Below are 18,003 nucleotides of genomic sequence, written 5' to 3' on the forward strand. Positions count from 1 at the left end.
TCGCCGGGCCGTATTCTGCGTTGCGATGCAATAGGTGCGTCGTTTGTTTGGGTTTCGGGCTTACGGCTATGGTCATTTCGTCCAACCTTCTTGGCGCCTGGTATGGCGCGCAAAGTGCGGTGGCGCTGTCGCGGACGACAGCGGTCAGCACCTCTGCGAGCAACGCCCAAAGCGCCAGCCAGTCCCGCAACTCCGATGTCCTGCCGCCCTGGGATGCCCGCGGCGAGATCGTCGCGCTGGACGTGCTCAAGCGCAGCGCCCTCGGCAATGGGGTGTTTTTCGACAAGAAGCTGGGTGATTTCGCCGATCTCGATGTGGGCGATGACGAGAAGCAACTCTTCGCCATGTATCAGGGCCTGCGCCGCTTGCAGGCTTTGGGCGCGGAAGCGGCTGAAAAATCCACTCTCGATACCCGCCGCGATTTTCTGGACCGTCGCTTCCAGGAAGGCCTGGATCAGCTGAGCAGCTTCTTTGCGGATCTCGATCTTGAGGGCGTCAGCGTTCTCAAGGGCGAGGAATTATCGAAGGCGGAAAGCTCGCTCGCCATTTCACGCGGGACCTCTGAATACACGACGCCGATCATTCACTCAGGCGCGTTTGACGCCGAGGTGGCGAATTTCCAGGGTGATATCTCGTTCACGATCAACGTCAAGAAGTCCGGGGTGAATACGCCGATCGCCATTGATCTGGCGAATATGGGCGCAACCCCGCGCACACTCGACAACGTCGCCGACCACATCAACACCGAGCTTGAGGCGGCGGGCATGCTCAGCCGCGTCGAACGCGTGAAGATCGGCGAGAAGGACGAGAACGGGATCATCCCGGGCGATAATTTCGGCTTCAAGATCAAGGGTATCCTTACCGAGACCGTGAGCTTTGAGCCGTCGGCGGGCAATCCGGCTGTTTATATGGCGGGCGTGTCCGGCGATCGGGAAGGCGCGGGCGGCCAGCTGACCAAATATGTCGATATCGCTGGCGGCGGCACAGCCGCGTTCATGCGCCGGATCGAGGCGGATGGCAGCGTCACCGAATCCACCGTCGCTGTGCCAGGCGGCGAAGAGGGGGAAACCGAAACGCGCACCTCCACCGACTCCAATCCGCTGCGCATCCTGGATTCGGTCCAGGGCCCGGACGGGGGGCTGTACATGGTCGGTTATGCCGAGAATGGCGTGGCCGGTCAGTCCATCAAGGGCGAGCAGGATCTGATCCTGATGCGCTATGACACCACTGGCAAACAGGTCTGGGCGCGTACGCTCGGGGCAGCCGGCAGTGCGGAAGGCGCCTCGATCGCCCTGGATGCGAACGGCAATGTCGTGGTCGCCGGCTCGGTCGAAGGCGCTCTGGGCGATACGACCGAACTGGGCGGCTCGGACTCCCTCGTTTCGAAATTCTCCGCAGACGGCGTCGAGCAATGGACCAAGCGCTTCGGCGGCAACAAGGATGACAGCGCGACGGCGGTCAGCGTCGGCGCAGACGGCACGATCTATGTAGCCGGGCAGACCAATGCGCCTCTGGGCGGGGTCACCAATGCAGGCGGCACGGATGGCTATGTGCGCGCCATCGATGGCGACGGCAATGTGGTCTACACCCGCGCCGCGGGCGCCAGCGCCGGCACCGACAGGGCCCAGTCCATCGCCCAGGCATCGGATGGCGGCCTGATCATCGCCAGCGAGGTGGAGGGTCGCGCTGTGCTGACAAAATACGCCGCCGGTGATGACGGTACGGGCGCTGCGGTCTGGTCCATGGATCTGGGCGATCTTGAAGGCGGTCGGATCGGCGAAGTCACCGTGGGCGATGACGGGGCCATCTATCTGGCCGGGTCGGCGGGCGGCGCCTTTGCGCCATCCGCTCCGCTCACCGCCAATTCGGGCGGGCGTGACGCCTTCCTGATGAAGATCACCGACGGGCCCACGGCGAATGTGGATTTCACCACCTTCCTGGGCTCGGCCGAAGACAATTCCGCCAGCTCCGTGACGGTCAATAACGGCGTGGCCTATATCTCGGGCAAGACCTCAGGCGCGTTGCCGGGCCAGACCCAGACCGGTGACCGCAATGCCTTCGTGGCCGGCTTTGACACCACGAGCGGGGCCGTCACCTTCACCCAGCAGCTGTCTGGCCGGGGCGGTCTGGCCGAGGCGAATGCGGTGGTGGTCGATCCCACAGGGGACAATTCGCTGGACAAGCTGGGCTTCCCGACCGGTGAAGTGCGTTACGCCGACAGCCGTGTGATCACAGCGCGCTCGAGTGTGCGCGAAGGCGACCATTTTTATATCTCTGTCGATGGCGGCCGTAAGAAGAAAATCTCCATCGACGCCGACGAGACCATGCGGTCGCTGACCTTCAAGCTGAACGCTGTCCTGGTGCTGGATGGCACGTCTGATGTGCGCCGCTCGTCCAATGGCGACATGCTGCGCATCAAGCCGCGCGAAGGCGTGAAGGTTGAACTCTTTGCGGGCGATGACGGTCGGGACGCGCTGTCCGGGCTTGGCTTGCCCGAAGGGTCGATCATCGGCAAGGCGTCGCTGCTGGACAAGGAAGAGAGCACGTCCGATGCGCCGGAGATCTTCGCCATGGAGCTGCCCGCTTCCATGTCCATTTCTTCCAAGGAGGGCGCAGCCAAGGCGCTGGAAGCGCTGAGCAAGGCCCAGTCCGTCATTCAGCGCGCCTATCGCGACCTGACGACGGACCCGGCGCTGAAGGCGCTGCTGGAGGGCCCGCAAGCGGGCAAGCGCGGCGGGACCGCGCCGGCCTATCTCACCGCGCAGGTGGCGAATTACCAGGCGGGTCTGGATCGTCTTCTGGGCGGCAGCGGCAGCACCACGCTGGGCCTGTTCTAGAGAGCCAGCATTGCGATACAAAAAAGCCCCGGAGCTTGGCTCCGGGGCTTTTTTGATAAGTCGTCCGCTCAGACCGTCTGATTATAGGCGAGGGCGGAGACGCTGGCGCTGGCGGCGCCCGGGCCATACCCGACCTGGGATTGTTTCTGGCGCGCGGCTTCATCCGCAATCGCCTTCACAAGCCCTTCGGTCAGGGTCTTCAGCGCTTCCACCGCATCCCCATTCCGCGCCAGGGCCGCCTCGAACGTCCGGGTGGAGGCCTTCAGGCGCGCCTTGAGCTCGGGATCCAGGCCGCCCAGACGTGAGCGATCCTTGCTGGCGAGCTTGGTTTCGGTGCGATACAGCGTGGCGAGCTTGGTCTTCTCGGCCTGGAAATCGACGGCCTTGTGCGGCATGTGCGCTTCAAACAGCTCGGTTTCCTGGTCCAGCAGCTCGGTCAGGCGACCGGTCAGCTGGATCAGCGCCTTGGCGCGTTCAGTCGGATTGGCGGCGGCCAGTTCGGTCATCATTCGCCTCCTTCTTGCAGGGCGAGCATTTCACGCATCACGGAGTCGGCCAGGCCGATGCCGCCTGCCTTCGCCATCACCTTGGCGTATTCTTCATTGAGCATGGACTTGAAGGCGCTTTCACCCGGCCCGCCGCCAAAGGTGGACTCGGTGGTCTCCCCCAGCATGTGCTCCATCATCTGCGCCAGGAAGACCGCTTCGAAATCCTCCGCGGTCTTGCGCATCTGTTCGGGCGTCTGCGCGCCGTTCGGCCGTGATGTCGATCCCGGCCCGCGGGCTGCGAGCAGGGCGTTCTGCATCTGGGCGTCCAGCATTCCGTCCATTACAGCACCTCGATCTCAGCTTGCAGCGCGCCGGCCGCCTTGATGCTTTGCAGGATGGTGATCATGTCGCGCGGGCTGACTCCGAGGGCGTTCAGGCCGTCCACGAGTTCACGCAGGCTGACCGTGCCATCGAGGACGCCGAACTCACGCAGCTCTTCCTCGGCGGTGATGTTGGTGCGCGGCACTTCAATGGCCTCGCCGCCTTCTGCGAAGGGCAGAGGCTGGCTCACTTCCGGGCTTTCGGTGACGGTGATTGTCAGGCCGCCCTGGGCGATGGCCACGGTGGAGACACGGACATCCTCGCCCATCACGATCGTGCCGGTGGATTCGTCGATCACCACCCGGGCGCGCATATCCGTCTCGACGCGCAGCTGCTCGACTTCGGCCAGCAGCGCGACCATGTCGCCCTCAAAATAGAGCGGGCGGGTCAGCGCAACGGTGGAGGGGTTCTGCGCCGCAGCCGCTTCCGCGCCCAGATAGGCGTTGATCGCCTGGGCCATGCGGCGGGCCGTCGTGAAATCGGGGTTGCGCAGGGCTAGCCGGATCTGCGCCTGACCGGCCAGATCCCATTCCAGTTCGCGCTCGATCACGCCGCCATTGGCGATCCGGCCATTGGTGGGCACGCCGCGGGTGATGGAAGCGCCATCGCCTTCAGCCGCAAAACCGCCGACCGCCAGCGAGCCCTGGGCCACGGCGTACACATCGCCATTGGCGGCCATGAGCGGGGTCGCGATCAGCACGCCGCCCTGCAGGCTGTCTGCGTCGCCCAGTGCCGAGACGGTCACGTCAACGCGAGAGCCCTGCATGGCGAAGGGCGGCAGTTCGGCAGTAACGATTACGGCGGCGACATTGCCGGTCCTCAGATCGGCTTCACGCACATTGATGTTGAAGCGCTCCAGCATCGAGTTCAGCGCTTGCCGGGTGAAGACGGCGTTGCGCAGCGTATCGCCCGAACCGTCGAGCCCCACGACGAGGCCATAACCGACGAGCTGGTTGTCACGAACGCCCTCCACATCCGCAATATCCTTGATTCGCGGATTGGCCTCGGCGAGCGGGGCCATAAGGCAGAACATCAGGGCGAAAGCGACGAAAAGGCGGGTCATGCTGGCGGAGTTCTCCGACATGGAAAGTTTCTACATCTGTCCCATTGCGAGAAACATGCCAGTTCGTTTGGTCTTAAGTGATTGATTTTTTGTGCCGACTGGTGGGTAAAGCTTGCCTCCCAATCAGCCTTTCCTGCGCGCTAGGCAAAACATGCCCATAGGCGTCGTTTAAGCAGTCATTAAGTTTGATTAAGCACACTGAAGACATGCTTTGAGAGGATTCGAAGGGCATCATGAAGGTCAATTCTTCCCGGCCCGTTCAGGGCGCGTCGAGCGCGAAGCGCAAGGACGCCGCATCAAGCGCTTCGGGATTCGCGCCCGAGAGCACGACTTCGTCAGGCGGCGCGGTGTCGACCACGGCGCTCAGCAGCGCTTCTGCCATTGGTTCGGTGGATGCACTGCTGGCCCTGCAAGGCGCAGGCGATTCCCTGTCCGGCAAACGTCAGGCGACTGAACGCGCCTTTTCCCTGCTCGACATCCTCGACGATCTCAAGCTGGCCCTTCTGGATGGCGTCCTGCCCCAGGAAACGCTGGCGAAGCTCATGGAAACCCTTCAGAGCCGCCGTGACGCGACTCACGATCCGCGCCTGGAAGCGGCGCTGGATGAAGTGGAGATCCGAGCCGCGGTCGAGCTGGCCAAGCTAGGCGCCTGATCTCTTTGTGACTAAGGCGAATGCGTTCGTCACATCTTGTTCATGGCGCTGTTGAAATTACTCCGCAACCGTATGAGCAGATTGACTTGACCTTGACGGTCGATATTCTCCGCCGCGCTCAGGCCGGCGGGGGCTGCATACGGAGACGGTCTCATGAGTGTTATGGATTCAAGCATCGAGCTGCCGACGGGTTACCGTCCCAGCGAGTCCGAACCCTTCATGAATGAACGCCAGAAAGAATATTTCCGGCGCAAACTTTTGGCTTGGAAGGACGAAATCCTTCGCGAGAGCCGTTCGACCCTATCAAATCTTCAAGAAGATATCGGCGCCTTGCCCGATCTCGCGGACCGGGCGTCCACCGAGACCGATCGCGCGCTCGAGCTCCGGGCTCGGGATCGACAGCGCAAGCTGATCTCGAAGATCGAAGCGGCCCTGCGCCGGATCGAGGAAGACGAGTACGGCTATTGCGAGGAGACGGGCGAGCCGATCTCTCTGGCGCGTCTGGATGCGCGTCCGGTCGCCACCTTGAGCCTGGAAGCCCAGGAGCGTCATGAACGCTCTGAACGGGTCCATCGCGACGACTAGCGATCAGTCTCTAACGTCAGACGGCTTCAGCGCTCTGCTCGGGCGCCTGTTTCAGAAATTCCAGCGCGTCTTCGGCGTTCGGGAAAGCGCGCGCCTCAATGCCCGAGGTGTTGAGCACCTTGGTTGCGCGCGCCGACACCACAAAAGTCTGTGCATTGAAGACATAGGCGAGTCTGACCCGACGCGGGAAATGCTTAATGGCGTATTCCAGCCGCTCGTTGAACTCTGTGAGCGTGTAGCTGATCTGAGACTGGCTGTGATCAAACAGCACTCCTGTCCAGTGCCGTTCAATCTCCAGACGCTTGCAGATCTGCACCAGACCGGGCTCGGTCTGGGCGTTGGTTTCAAGCCCGGTGATGTTGTATCGCAAGACCCCGATCTCCGGCATTTCAATGCGTTCAAAGGAGTAGGGTGTCATTCTGGATCTATCCGTCTGGCCGCTTGCGATTTCGAAAGAAGTCTTAATCCAGACCTTCTTGATAAAGCCTTACAGTGAATGGACTTAGCGACGTTCTATCAGCGCTTGCATGAAAAAAGCGCACCCCGCGAGGGATGCGCTTTTGAGGGGGCTTGAGAACGGCCGGACTACCTAGTCGAGTATTTTGGGCTGAACCGGACTTGCAGCCTGCACCGGGGCGGCGCTGCTGATCTCTTCCCCGGATGCAAAAGCCAGAGCGCTTTCGAAACCACCGAGCGCTCGCGCGTTCAGTCCGGCCGACTTCATCAGGCGTGTGATGTAGGCGGCGTGGATCAGATTGGTCTGGTCGTAGACATAGGCGATCCGCAAGGACGGGGGCATGCCTTCGCTCAGGATCTCGGCCACCTTCGCGAACTGGCTGACGGTGTGATCAAACCGGCAGCCCTGATAGTTCATGATCAGGCCTTCATACTCGTTATCACGGATACGGGCGCACAGCTTGGGCGCATTGGAGAGGCTGTCCTGAGCCTTGTTCAGGCCGGTAATGTGAATGCTCAGGACGCGTCCATCCGCATAATCACGACGTTCGAGCGACAGGGTCATGTGCGCTCCCTAAAACGGCCAGAGCAGGTTGTAGAGCTCCTGGCCCACGGGCGGACGCTGCATCTCTGAGATGTGTCCACGACCGCCATAGGAAATCCGCGCTTCGGCGATCTGCTGGTGATCAATCGTATTGTCCGCGGCGATGTCCTGCGGACGGACAATGCCGGAGATCAGCAGCTCGCGCACTTCATTGTTGATGCGCACTTCCTGGCGTCCATGGATGACCAGATTGCCGTTCCACAGAACGTCGACCACGATCGCGGCGGCGGTCATGGTGATGCTTTCAGAGCGATTGATATTGCCGGCGCCCTGAGTGGAAGAATTTGATCCGAAGCTCGCCAGGCTGGCCGGGTCCACCGCATCGTTGAAGAACTGGTCCAGAGCGGCCTCGCCGCCAAAGAAGTTCGTCAGGTTGGAATCCTCGGATGTGGCGCGCGAACGTGTGGTCTGATTGGAGACCTGTGCGCTGTCGGAGATGTCGATATTCACCGTCAGGATGTCGCCCACATGGGCGGCGCGAGGGTCGCCAAAGAAGGTGGTCGAGTTGGTCGCCCGCCAGAGTGAGTTGGGATTGCTGCTCTGCGCACGAGCTTCGGCGATGGCGCGAGCGCGGGCCAGCCGTGCCGCTTCGGCCTGTCCTGCCGTCGGGCCGTTGGCGCCGGACTGACCCGTCAGCGCGGCGGCGTTGTCGATGTCGTTCATGGGCGGGGTCTGGCCCACATAGGACAGCCGGTCCGTGGTGGCGCAAGCCGACAGGGAAAGGGCGCCCAGAATGGCGGCGCTGCTCAACAGGAGACGTTTGGGAAACATGGCTCAGGACTCCACGGATGAGGCGCCGGAACGGCCGCCGAGCACGCTGGCGCGGCCCGGGCCTTCGACCCAGGCTTCGACCGTGCGGTTCGATTGAAGATTGACGAAGCGAATGAACTGGCCTTCGCCGCCGTTTTCCAGCGCGCGGGCTTGCGCGCTCAGGGTCAGCGGGCCGACTTCGTACACGAGAGAGACCAGCTCGCCGCGTTCCACAACGACAGGCGGTTCCACATCATAGCTGCGCACCGGGCGGTCCGGGCTCAGCGCCCGTTTGGCGGCCATCCCGATCAGGGAGTCCTGGGCCAGAATGATTTCGCCGCGCACCTGGCTCTCGGGCAGGCGCACCCAGTCTACATCCGCTGCGGTGATGGTGTCGCCGCGTGCAATGGTGCGGTTCAGGACCGGCACGTCAGCGACGCGCTGCGCTCGCCCGGACACGGTCAGGGTCTCACCGCCCGGATAGGGCGCGATCTGAGCGCGGAACAGGTTGGAGCCGGCGTCATGGTCGAAACTGATCAGCTCGGGGCCGCCCAGCGTGTCGAGCGGCGCATAAAGGTCCTGACGCAAGTTCGACAGGTTGACCGCAAAGGCGTGGCCGGTTTCCACGAACAGGGCCTCTTCCACCATGGCCGTGATCTCAGATGTGCTGACCGTACGCGCGGCGCGTTCAACGGTGACGCGCAGGACGCCGCCGGCATTGGCCCAGTGCAGTCCTTCGCGGGCTGCGGCGTTTCTGACGAAATCAGGATCCAGCGAGATCGACCGGCCCGGCGCGGGCGCCCGGGCCAGCTGAACGTCGCCTGCGTCGCCGGCCATATCGAACAGGTCGGACAAGGTGATGACGCCGTCTGCGCTGACCAGGCGCTCCTTGAGCACCACGGACGCGGCCGTGTCCTGGGCCTGCGCCGCGCCGGAGGACAGCGCCAGAATGAGAGCAAGGGTGCGAAGCATGATCTATCGCGTCCTCAGCGCAGGTTCGAAGAGGTGGCGAGCATTTCGTCCGCGGCAGTGATCACCCGGGCGTTCATTTCATAGGCCCGCTGCGCCTGGATGAGCGAGGTGATCTCGGTCACCGCGTCGACATTGGAGACTTCCACAAAACCCTGGCGAACCTGACCGAAGCCGGGATCGGTGGGGGCGCCCAGATTGGGCGCGCCGGACGCGGCGCTCTCCAGCAGCAGGTTATCGCCGATCTGCTCAAGCCCGGCTTCGTTGGGGAAGGTCGCCAGTTCAATCTGTCCGACGACCTGAGGCTGGGGTTGTCCGTCGAGCAGGACCTGCACCTGACCCTGGGTGTTGATCGCCACCTGGCGCGCTTCTGCGGGCACCACGATGCCGGGCATCACCGTATAGCCGTCGGCGGTGACGATCTCGCCATTGGGGCTGAGCGAGAAGTTGCCGGCGCGGGTATAGGCGTCATTGCCGTCCGGCATTTGCACGCGGAAATAACCCTGGCCGGAAATGGCGACGTCATAGCGGTTTCCGGTTTCACTCAGGCCGCCCTGTTCAGCGATGCGATAGACCGAGCCGGCGTTCACGCCCAGGCCGACCTGAACGCCGGTGGGCACGATCGTGCCGGCGTCCGACGAATTGGCGCCCGGCTGGGAGACGGTCTGGTACAAGAGGTCCTCGAACTCCGCGCGCTGACGTTTGAACGCGACGGTGTTCATGTTGGCGAGGTTGTGAGAGATCACCTCGACGGCCAGAGACTGGGCTTCCATCCCGGTGGCGGCGGTAGACAGTGCGCGCATGCGAGCGCCCTCCTTCAGAATAGAAAATTATGGCCGGCCGAGGCGATCAATCGCCTTGCGGCTGAGCTCGTCGGCATCCTTGATCATGCGGGTCACCGAGGCGTAGGCCCGGCTCACTTCCATCATGGTCGTGATTTCCAGCATGGGGCGAACATTGGAGCTTTCGAGAAAGCCCTGTTTGATCTGGGGCAGGTCTTCGATGACGCGCTCGGCGTCTTCCGGCGCCACATAGCGATTGTCGCCGGTCTTGTTGAGCACGCCCTGGTCGGCGAATTGAGCCACGCCCACCTGGGCGATCTGCTGGCCGTTCTGGGTGATCACGCCGCTCTCGCCGATGGTGATCTGACCGGCTCTGGGATCCAGCAGGATCGGTGCGCCGTTATTGTCCAGAACCCGTGCGCCATCGCTGGCCACCAGCTCGCCCTGGGGGCTCAGGGTAAAGGCGCCGTCCCGGGTGAAGCGCTCTCCCGCGTCGGTTTCCAGCATGAAGAAGCCGTCGCCCTGAAGCGCCAGGTCCAGAGGCCGGCTGGTGTGGGTGAGGGCGCCCTGGCTGAAATCGCGGCCCATCGCCCATTCATCGACGAATTTGGCGCGGTCCGGGCCGTCCTGATGACGGGCGCGCATTGAGGTGTCCGGCTCGAGCATCATGCGCTCGGCCTTGAAACCCTGCGTGTTGGCGTTGGAAATGTTGTTGGCGACCACATCCATCTGCCGACGCAGGGTCAGCTGGCGGGTCAGTCCGATCAGCATGGTGTTGTCCATCGCCTGTAGTCCTTCTGAACGCGATTGCTGCGGCTTCTGGCAGCATCACCAGACTCATGGCAAACACCGTGCCATGGTTAACGCATTGAAAAATATAGAAGCGATTGGTGGGCGCGGTGGTTTGGGCGGCGAGGCTTGCCTGCTGGCGCTGCATCGAGGGGAAAAATCTGCCCACTGGCGCCGTTTCCAAACGGATCGTTAACCGCAGCACTGATTAATCGTTGGCGGAACTGTGCAAATCCGCAAGCCAAGGGAATCAGCTTGATGGCTGAAGACACCGAAGACGAAACCCGCGAAGACGGCGTTGAAGGCGAAGAAGGTGAAGAGGAAGCCAAGAAGGGCGGCCTCAAGAAGATGATCCTGTTCATCGGCTTGCCGGTGATCCTCGTTATCCTGGCCGGGGTGGCGGGCGCCTTGTTCTTCCTGGGCGGCGGCGAGGAAGAAGTCGTCGCTGAAGGCGAGCATGGCGAAGCCCATGGTGAGGCGTCGGCGGATGGCCATGGCGATGGACATGCCGAGGAAGAGGCGCATCTCGCCGAACTGTTCCGGTTTGAAGAGCCGCTGATCGTGGACATGTCCGGCCCGGACAATCGCTCAGTGCTGCTCGAAGTGCAGATCGCGCTCGCCTATTCCGACCACGATGTGGGCGAAATGCTGGCGCGCGAGGACGTCCAGATGCTGCTGCGCGACGAATATGTGGAATTCTTCCGGGCCTTGCGGGTGGAAGACATTGACGGTTCGACCGGATCACACCGCATTCGGATGGAGTTGATCCGGCGCACCAATTTGGTGCTGGCCCCGAAAACTGTGGACGGCGTGCTGCTGCCCAGTTTCGTGATGCAGCAATAGCGGAGTTCGGAATTGAGCGACGAAATCGATCAGGATGCGATGGCGGCTGAATGGGAGGCCGCGGCAGCGGGCGAACAGCCTGATTTCGACTCCCTGGGCGATGACGGCGACGACCTGGCCTCTGAATGGGAGGCGATGGTCGACGGGGATGGTGAAACCTTTCTGCCGTCCCAGCAGTCTTCCGGCCCTGAGCGCATCCTCAATCAGGAAGAGATCGACTCCCTGCTCGGGTTCTCGGTTTCCGATGATGACGCCAATGAGCGCTCGGGCATCCGGGCGATCATCAATTCGGCGCTGGTGTCCTATGAACGCCTGCCGATGCTGGAGATCGTCTTTGACCGCCTTGTGCGGCTGATGACGACCAGCTTGCGCAACTTCACCTCCGACAACGTGGAAGTGAGTCTGGACAATATTTCCTCGATCCGCTTCGGGGACTATCTGAACTCGATCCCGCTGCCGGCCATTCTGGCGGTGTTTCGCGCCAAGCAGCTCGACAATTACGGCCTGCTCACGGTGGACTCCAACCTGATCTATTCGATCGTGGACGTTCTGCTGGGCGGACGCCGCGGCACTTCCGCCATGCGGGTCGAGGGCCGCCCCTACACCACCATCGAACGTACGCTGGTGCAGCGGATGATCGAAGTGGTGCTGGCCGATGCGCGTCAGGCGTTCGCGCCGCTGACCGAAGTGGATTTCGATCTGGATCGGGTCGAGACCAATCCGCGTTTCGCCGCCATTGCGCGTCCGGCCAATGCCGCCATCCTGGTCAAGCTGCGGATCGACATGGAAGACCGCGGCGGACGCATCGAGCTGTTGCTGCCTTACGCGACCCTCGAACCCATCCGGAAAATGCTGCTGCAGCAGTTCATGGGTGAGAAGTTCGGCCGCGACAATATCTGGGAAAGCCACCTGGCGACCGAGCTGTGGTCCACCAAGATGGAGGTCAGCGCGGTCCTAGACGAAATGCGCAAGCCCTTGGGCGAGGTGATGAATCTCAAGGTGGGCGACACGCTGATGCTGGATGCCGGCCCCGATGGATTGATCGAGCTGCGATGCGGCACGGTTCCTTTGGCGCACGGCCATATGGGCCGAATCGGGCACAACATAGGCGTTCGTCTGGATCGCCCGCTCAGCGCGACGGCGAAGAAAAGTTTGATGGGGTTCTCATGACGCTCGCCGGTATCGCCTTTGAAGCGCTTGTCTGTGTTCTTTTGTTGATGGCGGTCATCATGTGTTGGCGGGTCGACAGACGGTTGCGCGCGTTGCGCAGCGGTCAGGACGGGCTGGTCGGCACGATCACCGCGCTCAATGACGCCGTGGAGCGGGCGCGCGCCACGCTCAGCGCGCTGGACCGCGCCACTCGCGATGGCGGCGAGACCTTGCGCGAAGAAGTCGATCGGGCGCGCAAGCTGGCCGATGAATTGCGGTTCCTCTCCGGTGAGGCCGATGTCAGCGCGGAGCGGTTGAGCCATCGCCCGCGCCGCGAAACGCCGCGCCCTGACGAAGACGATCCCGAAGCCACGCGCTCGCGTCGGCGACTGAATGCGTTGAAGGCGCTGCGCTGATCATGACGCCTGTTCGTCCCCTCATGCTGTTGACTGTGGTGCTGGCAGGCCTTCTGGGCCTGAAGGCGCTATCGCTGGCTGATGAGGCGGCGACGCTGATTTCCGAACGGGCTGACGCTGCTGCGGCGGCGCCGCCTGCTCAAGAAGAGGAAGAGCCCGAAGAGGAAGTGGATGAAGGCCCGGCGCCGCCGGCGGCGCCGCCGCCTTCGGCCAATCCGGCTCTGCGCGCAGCCCCCACAACGGCCCAGCTGGGCCTTGAACGGCGCCTTGCGGAACGCCGCCGGTCCCTGGACCAGCGCGAAGCCGAACTCGATACGCGCGAGCAATTGCTGACCGTCGCCGAACAGCGCGTCGACGACCGGGTGAGTGAGCTGGAAGCCCTGCGCGATGAGGTGCGGGGCCTTCTGGGGATGCTCGACGAGCGTCGCCAGGAGCAGATCGACGCCATCGTGGCGGTCTATTCCCAGCTCGAACCGCCGGCTGCCGCCGATATTCTCACCTCCATGCGGGAGACCGATCAAACCACGCTTCTTCTGGTCGCCGAGCAGCTGCAGAACACCAATGCGCGCAAGTTCGCCGCCATCATGGCGGAGATGCAGCCCAATTTCGCAGCCGAGCTGACCTATATGTTGCGCATGCGCGCCGAACCGCCTGAAACCACCGCGGAAGCGGAGGCCCGCCTTGATGCGACGGCGGGATAAGCGGCTCTCACTGCTTGCCGGAGCGGCGCTCAGCGTCGTCATGTCCGCGTCCGCGCTGGCCCAGGCGCCGGCGCGGATTGATGTGTCGCGCCAGGGCGCTACGGCGCGTGTCCAGATCATCCTGCCTGAACTGGACGGAGACGGGCTGACCGCCAATGCGGAAGTCGCGGCGGGCGCCGTGCTGGTCGCGAACCTGTCCGAAGCGATTGATGCGGACGCCACCGAGATCACCGAGGCCTTGCCCGAGTATGTCGCCATGGCGCGACTGGATCCGGATGGACGCACCTTGCGCCTGGCGCTCAACCAGACGCTGGAAGGCCGGGTTTCGGTGTCTCACAACATCGTCGCCATAGATATCGCTCCGCCCGGTACTGAGCCCTTGCCCGATGTGGTCAGCCCCTATGAGCTGGCCCAGCGTGAACGCGATCGCCAGGCGCAGGCGCGCGCCGCTGCGGCTGCCGCGGCCGCCGCCGCGCCGCCGCCCGCTCTGCCCGTTGATCTTCGTATTGGTGAAGCTGCGGAATACACGCGCCTGGTCTTCCAATGGCCCGAAGAGGTGACCTATGCCCTGGAACAGGGCGATGATCGCGCGGTGCTGACTTTTTCGCGAGCCGCTGATGGGGATTTCTCCGAACTGTTCGCGGCGCCGCCACGCTATATCGATGCTGTGACGCAGCGTGACGCAGACAGCCTGTCCCTGTCTTTCCTGCTGGGTCCTGGTGCGGAAGCGCGGGTCTGGTCCGATGAGCCGGGCCGTGTGGTCTTTGACGTATCCATGACCGCGTCCGGTGGTGCGGATTCGGTGATAGCGGCGCTTTCTGAATACGCTGATCAGCTCGAGGCCCAGTCCGGCGAGGAATCGAGCGGAGAAACGATCACTGAAGAGGCGAGCGCGCTGGATACGGATCCGGCGTCAGAGGCTGGTGAGCCGGCCATGCTCGAGCCTGCGGTCGATCCTGTGCCCGCCTCCGGCATCGTGCCTCTGGAAGCGCGGCGCAGCGGCACCGATGTGGTGCTCAGCGTGCCGTGGGAAGCACTGCCGGGCGCGGCGGTTTTTCGGCGCGGCTCGGCGATCTGGATCGTGTTTGACGCCGCGGCGGAACTCGATCTGGGCGAAATGAACGCGCTCGCTGGTCGGCATATCCGCAGTTATGACGTTCTGACCGGGCCCGACTACACCGCGATCCGCATCGAGGCGCCGAACTCGACCCAGACCGATGTCCGGGCCGTGGGTACGAGCTGGGTGTTCACCTTTGGCGAAACCGTGGACCGCCCGCCATCACCGATCCGCGTCATGCGCGAGACGGGCGTCAACCGGCCTGCACGCTTGCGCTTCAATTTCGGCGGCGCGCGCAGCGTGCGTGAAGTGACGGACCCCGTGGTGGGCGACACGCTTCTGGTCCTGACCAGTGATGGCGAGAAGTACGGGGTGATTTCCCCGCGCCAGTATGTGGAAGCGATCATGCTGCCCTCGACACAGGGCGTGGCGCTCCAGCCATTGGCCGATGATCTGGAGTTCACCGTGCGGGCGGGCGGCGCCGATCTGACCCGGCCGGGCGGGCTGGCCCTGACCCGGGCCGCCAGCCCCGGCCTGTCTGGCTCTCTGGATCGGCCGGTCACGCCGGGCTTTCTGGATCTGGCGTCCTATCGCGGCGCTCAGCCCTATCGGGACACCAAGGTGCAGCTGCAGAGGCGCGCCTCTGACCTCGACCCCGAGGCCATCCTGAATCTGGCGCGCTTCCAGCTGGGCTGGCAGCTGGCCGCGGAAGCGCTGGGGCTGGTGGAGCTCGCAGTGGAGGAAAACCCGTCTCTGGATGCGACCCCGGAGATCGCCGCTCTGCGCGGTGTGGCGAGCTATATGATGGGCCGGTATGACGATGCGGAACGGTATCTGTCCAATCCGATTCTGGTAAACGACCCGGCCGCTCAGCCCTGGCGCGGCGCGACGGCGGCCCAGCTTGGTGACTGGCCGCTGGCGCGGCGCCGCTTCGAACAGGGCCGCGAAGCCTTGTACTTCATGGATCCGGTCTGGCGAGCGCGTCTGACATCGCTGCACGCCATGTCTGCGCTGAAGACCAATGATCTGGGCGCGGTCGAGCCCTTGCTCAATGTGGTGATCGCCGAGGACTATGATCCTGAAGCGCGCGCCCAGGTCGGGCTGGTCGAAGCCGGGCTCGCCGCCGCGTCCGGTGATGCGGACCAGGCGATCGCGCTTTATGACGAGCTCACAAATTCGGACTGGCGTCCGACGCGGGCCCGGGCGCTGCTTGAAAAGGTCCGGCTGGAAGTCGCGGAAGATCGTATCCCGCTTGATGAAGCCGTGGAATTGCTCGAAAGCCTGCGCTTTCGTTGGCGCGGCGATGATGTGGAGGTCGAGGCCTCCACCATGCTGGGCGAGGTGTATGCCGAAGCTGGCCGGTACGCCGAGGCGCTCGACACCATGTCGAATGCTCTGTCGCGGTTTTCCGAAACTCCTGAGGCGCGCCGTCTGAGCGTCAGGCTTGAAACCCTGTTCCGCGACATCTTCCTGAACGGTGACGGCGACCGGATGGACCCAATGGCGGCGCTGGCGCTGTGGTACGAGCATCAGGACCTCACCCCGCCAGGCCCGGATGGTTTGCGCATGGCGCGCCGGATTGCAGCGCGACTGGTCGAGGTCGACCTGCTGGAGCCGGCGTCGGAGCTGTTGGCGCACCAGGTCTTCGAGCGTCGCATCACCATGACGTCATTGGCCCGCGCCCAGGTGGCTGCGGATCTGGCGCGGGTCTATCTGATTGATAACCGCGCCTCTGACGCCTTGCGGGCGCTTGAGAGCACGCGAATCGCCGGATTGCCTCAGGACCTTGTGGACGAACGCCGGGTGCTCCAGGCGCGCGCCCTGGCCGCGCTGGGCCGCACCGAACATGCCCTTGAGCTGGTCGCATATGATCAGGGCCCCGAAGCGGACCGGCTGCGCGCTGATATCGCCTGGGATGGGCGCAACTGGTCAGAGGCGGGCCGTCTGATGGAAGCGCTTCTGGGCGAGCGCTGGCGGCAAGAGCGTCCGCTCACGCCGGCCGAGGCCCATGATGTTCTGAGGGCGTTGATCGCCTATGCGCTGGTGGAAAACGAGGCCGGCATGGACCGGGTTGTGGCGCGCTATGGCCAGGCCATGGGGCAGACCGAACACGCCGCCGCCTTCTCCACGGTCGCCAACCGCACCGTGGCGCCGGGCGATACCCGTCTCAGTGCGATGGTGGGCCAGATCGCCAATGTGCAACGAACCGACGCGCTCATGGCCGGGTTTGGTCAGTACGACCAGGCCGGGCCCGAGAGCTAGCCGGGCGGCGGCATTCGCTCAAAGCTCTGCACCAGCGATCCGATCACCAGAGACCAGCCGTCCACAAGCACGAAGAAGATCAGCTTGAACGGCAGTGAGATGATCACGGGCGGCAGCATCATCATCCCCATCGACATCAGGATGCTCGCCACCACGAGGTCGATGATCAGGAAGGGGATGAACAACAGGAAGCCGATCTCGAAGGCGCGCCTCAATTCCGAAATCATGAAGGCGGGCGCCACCACGTGAACCGGGGTGTCCTGGGCGGTTTCGGGTTCTTCTCCGGAGATGTTCAGGAACAGGCCCAGATCTTCTTCACGGGTATGGGCCAGCATGAAGGTTTTCACCGGCTGGGCGGCGGCGCTGAAGGCTTCCTGATTGCTGATCTGACCCGCCAGCAGAGGCTCCACGCCATCTTGATAGGCCTGAGTGAAGACCGGCGCCATGATAAAAGCGGTCAGGAACAGGGACAGCGAGATCAGCACGGCGTTTGGCGGGCTTTGCTGCAGGCCGATGGCGGTGCGCAGCAGAGACAAGACGACCACGATTCGGATGAAGCTGGTGGTCATGATCAGGATGGAGGGCGCCAGGCTGAGCACGGTCAGCAGCGCAATCATCTGCAGGACGCGCTCGGTCAGCGCCGTGTCATTACCGCCCAGTGAAATGGACAGGCCCGGTCCGGCCGATGCATGTGCATCGGGGGCGCCCAGCAGCGCCAGAGCGCCGAGCGCGAGCGCGCCCGCCAGATAGAGCCAGCGCTTCATTGACCGCCTCCCAGCCGGGTGATGGATGCGGGAGCGTCATCTGAATCGGAAGCGCTGTCTTCAGGCTCTATTGGCTCGAAAACCGCTTCTTCCCTGGCCGGTCCGCTTTCGAGCACTTGCTCGCGTTCACCGCCCAGCAGCAGCACATGCTCGGTGTCATCGACCTTGACGATGACCACCTTGCGACGCGGATCGAGGATCAGGCTTTCGGTGACCGATAGCCGGCGTTTGCGCAATTGCGGCGACCAGCGATCAAAGGCGGGCAGGGCGCCGGTCCATCCGGCGCGTCTGGCCAGCACGGCGAATCCGCCTAGAAGGCCCAATACAAGGATCAGGGCTGCGAAATATCGAATGATATCAAGCTGGTCCAAAGTCGCTTCGTCCTGTGCGCGGGGCCGTGAGACACGAGCGTGTCTATCCAAGCCTCAAGCCCTAACGGGAGTCGGCGGGCGAG

Annotated in this window: 19 protein-coding genes; 8 read left to right on the forward strand and 11 right to left on the reverse strand. The window is 63.5% G+C overall.

Annotated elements, in window-relative coordinates; all coding sequences use genetic code 11:
- The first annotated feature begins 68 nt into the window (after positions 1-68).
- Complete coding sequence (locus RBA95_RS10090) at positions 69-2,837, forward strand: hypothetical protein (RefSeq protein WP_306016726.1); 2,769 nt, start codon at positions 69-71, stop codon at positions 2,835-2,837.
- 68 nt (positions 2,838-2,905) lie between these two features.
- Here RBA95_RS10090 and RBA95_RS10095 read toward each other — a convergent pair whose 3' ends face one another.
- The 3 genes from RBA95_RS10095 to RBA95_RS10105 are packed head-to-tail and all read right to left on the reverse strand — an operon-like array spanning position 2,906 to position 4,769.
- Complete coding sequence (locus tag RBA95_RS10095) at positions 2,906-3,343, reverse strand: flagellar basal-body protein FlbY (RefSeq protein WP_306016727.1); 438 nt, start codon at positions 3,341-3,343, stop codon at positions 2,906-2,908.
- Positions 3,343-3,666, reverse strand: coding sequence for a rod-binding protein (locus RBA95_RS10100; protein ID WP_306016728.1), 324 nt, complete (start codon positions 3,664-3,666; stop codon positions 3,343-3,345). Before RBA95_RS10100 ends, RBA95_RS10095 begins: the two co-directional genes overlap by 1 nt.
- The gene (locus tag RBA95_RS10105; RefSeq protein WP_306016729.1) at positions 3,666-4,769 is read right to left on the reverse strand and encodes a flagellar basal body P-ring protein FlgI; all 1,104 of its coding nucleotides are present in this window, start codon (positions 4,767-4,769) and stop codon (positions 3,666-3,668) included. Before RBA95_RS10105 ends, RBA95_RS10100 begins: the two co-directional genes overlap by 1 nt.
- Positions 4,770-5,002: 233 nt before the next feature.
- Between RBA95_RS10105 and RBA95_RS10110 the strand changes: the two genes are divergently transcribed.
- Positions 5,003-5,422 carry a flagellar assembly protein FliX gene (locus RBA95_RS10110; protein ID WP_306016730.1) on the forward strand — a complete coding sequence of 140 codons (420 nt, stop codon included), beginning with the start codon at positions 5,003-5,005 and terminating at the stop codon, positions 5,420-5,422.
- 162 nt (positions 5,423-5,584) lie between these two features.
- Positions 5,585-6,007, forward strand: coding sequence for an RNA polymerase-binding protein DksA (dksA, locus tag RBA95_RS10115; protein ID WP_306016805.1), 423 nt, complete (start codon positions 5,585-5,587; stop codon positions 6,005-6,007).
- 16 nt (positions 6,008-6,023) lie between these two features.
- Here dksA and RBA95_RS10120 read toward each other — a convergent pair whose 3' ends face one another.
- The 6 genes from RBA95_RS10120 to flgF all read right to left on the reverse strand — a co-directional run bounded on the left by RBA95_RS10120 (position 6,024) and on the right by flgF (position 10,351).
- Positions 6,024-6,425, reverse strand: coding sequence for a hypothetical protein (locus RBA95_RS10120; RefSeq protein WP_306016731.1), 402 nt, complete (start codon positions 6,423-6,425; stop codon positions 6,024-6,026).
- A 171-nt stretch (positions 6,426-6,596) separates the two neighbouring features.
- On the reverse strand, positions 6,597-7,028 hold the full coding sequence (locus tag RBA95_RS10125; RefSeq protein WP_306016732.1) for a hypothetical protein: 432 nt from the start codon (positions 7,026-7,028) through the stop codon (positions 6,597-6,599).
- A 9-nt stretch (positions 7,029-7,037) separates the two neighbouring features.
- Positions 7,038-7,838, reverse strand: coding sequence for a flagellar basal body L-ring protein FlgH (gene flgH, locus RBA95_RS10130; RefSeq protein WP_306016733.1), 801 nt, complete (start codon positions 7,836-7,838; stop codon positions 7,038-7,040).
- Positions 7,839-7,841: 3 nt separating this feature from the next.
- Positions 7,842-8,789, reverse strand: a complete 948-nt coding sequence (gene flgA / locus RBA95_RS10135; protein WP_306016734.1) for a flagellar basal body P-ring formation chaperone FlgA — start codon at positions 8,787-8,789, stop codon at positions 7,842-7,844.
- Between the two features lie 14 nt (positions 8,790-8,803).
- Positions 8,804-9,589 (reverse strand): flagellar basal-body rod protein FlgG, encoded by a 786-nt coding sequence (gene flgG / locus RBA95_RS10140; RefSeq protein WP_306016735.1) that lies wholly within the window; start codon positions 9,587-9,589, stop codon positions 8,804-8,806.
- A gap of 27 nt (positions 9,590-9,616) precedes the next feature.
- Positions 9,617-10,351 (reverse strand): flagellar basal-body rod protein FlgF, encoded by a 735-nt coding sequence (gene flgF / locus RBA95_RS10145; RefSeq protein ID WP_306016736.1) that lies wholly within the window; start codon positions 10,349-10,351, stop codon positions 9,617-9,619.
- A gap of 264 nt (positions 10,352-10,615) precedes the next feature.
- Here flgF and fliL point away from each other — a divergent pair, with 264 nt between their 5' ends.
- From fliL to RBA95_RS10170, 5 genes are read left to right on the forward strand one after another with little or no spacing between them, the layout of a single operon-like run.
- Entirely contained in the window at positions 10,616-11,200 is a 585-nt protein-coding gene (fliL, locus tag RBA95_RS10150; protein WP_306016737.1) for a flagellar basal body-associated protein FliL, read from the forward strand.
- Between the two features lie 12 nt (positions 11,201-11,212).
- The gene (gene fliM, locus RBA95_RS10155) at positions 11,213-12,370 is read left to right on the forward strand and encodes a flagellar motor switch protein FliM (RefSeq protein WP_306016738.1); all 1,158 of its coding nucleotides are present in this window, start codon (positions 11,213-11,215) and stop codon (positions 12,368-12,370) included.
- Positions 12,367-12,765, forward strand: coding sequence for a DUF6468 domain-containing protein (locus tag RBA95_RS10160; protein ID WP_306016739.1), 399 nt, complete (start codon positions 12,367-12,369; stop codon positions 12,763-12,765). Before fliM ends, RBA95_RS10160 begins: the two co-directional genes overlap by 4 nt.
- A gap of 2 nt (positions 12,766-12,767) precedes the next feature.
- A complete protein-coding gene (locus RBA95_RS10165) occupies positions 12,768-13,466 on the forward strand; it encodes a MotE family protein (RefSeq protein WP_306016740.1) in 699 nt (232 codons plus the stop codon).
- Positions 13,450-16,785, forward strand: a complete 3,336-nt coding sequence (locus tag RBA95_RS10170; RefSeq protein ID WP_306016741.1) for a lipopolysaccharide assembly protein LapB — start codon at positions 13,450-13,452, stop codon at positions 16,783-16,785. Before RBA95_RS10165 ends, RBA95_RS10170 begins: the two co-directional genes overlap by 17 nt.
- Here the strand turns inward: RBA95_RS10170 and fliP are convergent.
- Both fliP and RBA95_RS10180 read right to left on the reverse strand, forming a co-directional pair.
- Positions 16,782-17,549: a flagellar type III secretion system pore protein FliP gene (gene fliP / locus RBA95_RS10175; protein ID WP_306016742.1), complete on the reverse strand. Its 768-nt coding sequence runs from the start codon at positions 17,547-17,549 to the stop codon at positions 16,782-16,784. The genes RBA95_RS10170 and fliP overlap by 4 nt on opposite strands.
- The gene (locus tag RBA95_RS10180) at positions 17,546-17,920 is read right to left on the reverse strand and encodes a flagellar biosynthetic protein FliO (protein WP_306016743.1); all 375 of its coding nucleotides are present in this window, start codon (positions 17,918-17,920) and stop codon (positions 17,546-17,548) included. Before RBA95_RS10180 ends, fliP begins: the two co-directional genes overlap by 4 nt.
- Positions 17,921-18,003: the final 83 nt, after the last annotated feature.

Origin of the sequence: Oceanicaulis sp. MMSF_3324 (assembly GCF_030733545.1) — a bacterium.
Classification (GTDB): domain Bacteria; phylum Pseudomonadota; class Alphaproteobacteria; order Caulobacterales; family Maricaulaceae; genus Oceanicaulis.

Excerpts from the sequence above, each read along its gene's own strand:
- RBA95_RS10090 (WP_306016726.1), top strand. The coding sequence starts at position 69 with ATGGTCATTTCGTCCAACCTTCTTGGCGCCTGGTATGGCGCGCAAAGT.
- RBA95_RS10095 (WP_306016727.1), bottom strand. The coding sequence starts at position 3,343 with ATGACCGAACTGGCCGCCGCCAATCCGACTGAACGCGCCAAGGCGCTG.
- RBA95_RS10100 (WP_306016728.1), bottom strand. The coding sequence starts at position 3,666 with ATGGACGGAATGCTGGACGCCCAGATGCAGAACGCCCTGCTCGCAGCC.
- RBA95_RS10105 (WP_306016729.1), bottom strand. The coding sequence starts at position 4,769 with ATGACCCGCCTTTTCGTCGCTTTCGCCCTGATGTTCTGCCTTATGGCC.
- RBA95_RS10110 (WP_306016730.1), top strand. The coding sequence starts at position 5,003 with ATGAAGGTCAATTCTTCCCGGCCCGTTCAGGGCGCGTCGAGCGCGAAG.
- dksA (WP_306016805.1), top strand. The coding sequence starts at position 5,585 with ATGGATTCAAGCATCGAGCTGCCGACGGGTTACCGTCCCAGCGAGTCC.
- RBA95_RS10120 (WP_306016731.1), bottom strand. The coding sequence starts at position 6,425 with ATGACACCCTACTCCTTTGAACGCATTGAAATGCCGGAGATCGGGGTC.
- RBA95_RS10125 (WP_306016732.1), bottom strand. The coding sequence starts at position 7,028 with ATGACCCTGTCGCTCGAACGTCGTGATTATGCGGATGGACGCGTCCTG.
- flgH (WP_306016733.1), bottom strand. The coding sequence starts at position 7,838 with ATGTTTCCCAAACGTCTCCTGTTGAGCAGCGCCGCCATTCTGGGCGCC.
- flgA (WP_306016734.1), bottom strand. The coding sequence starts at position 8,789 with ATGCTTCGCACCCTTGCTCTCATTCTGGCGCTGTCCTCCGGCGCGGCG.
- flgG (WP_306016735.1), bottom strand. The coding sequence starts at position 9,589 with ATGCGCGCACTGTCTACCGCCGCCACCGGGATGGAAGCCCAGTCTCTG.
- flgF (WP_306016736.1), bottom strand. The coding sequence starts at position 10,351 with ATGGACAACACCATGCTGATCGGACTGACCCGCCAGCTGACCCTGCGT.
- fliL (WP_306016737.1), top strand. The coding sequence starts at position 10,616 with ATGGCTGAAGACACCGAAGACGAAACCCGCGAAGACGGCGTTGAAGGC.
- RBA95_RS10160 (WP_306016739.1), top strand. The coding sequence starts at position 12,367 with ATGACGCTCGCCGGTATCGCCTTTGAAGCGCTTGTCTGTGTTCTTTTG.
- RBA95_RS10165 (WP_306016740.1), top strand. The coding sequence starts at position 12,768 with ATGACGCCTGTTCGTCCCCTCATGCTGTTGACTGTGGTGCTGGCAGGC.
- RBA95_RS10170 (WP_306016741.1), top strand. The coding sequence starts at position 13,450 with ATGCGACGGCGGGATAAGCGGCTCTCACTGCTTGCCGGAGCGGCGCTC.
- fliP (WP_306016742.1), bottom strand. The coding sequence starts at position 17,549 with ATGAAGCGCTGGCTCTATCTGGCGGGCGCGCTCGCGCTCGGCGCTCTG.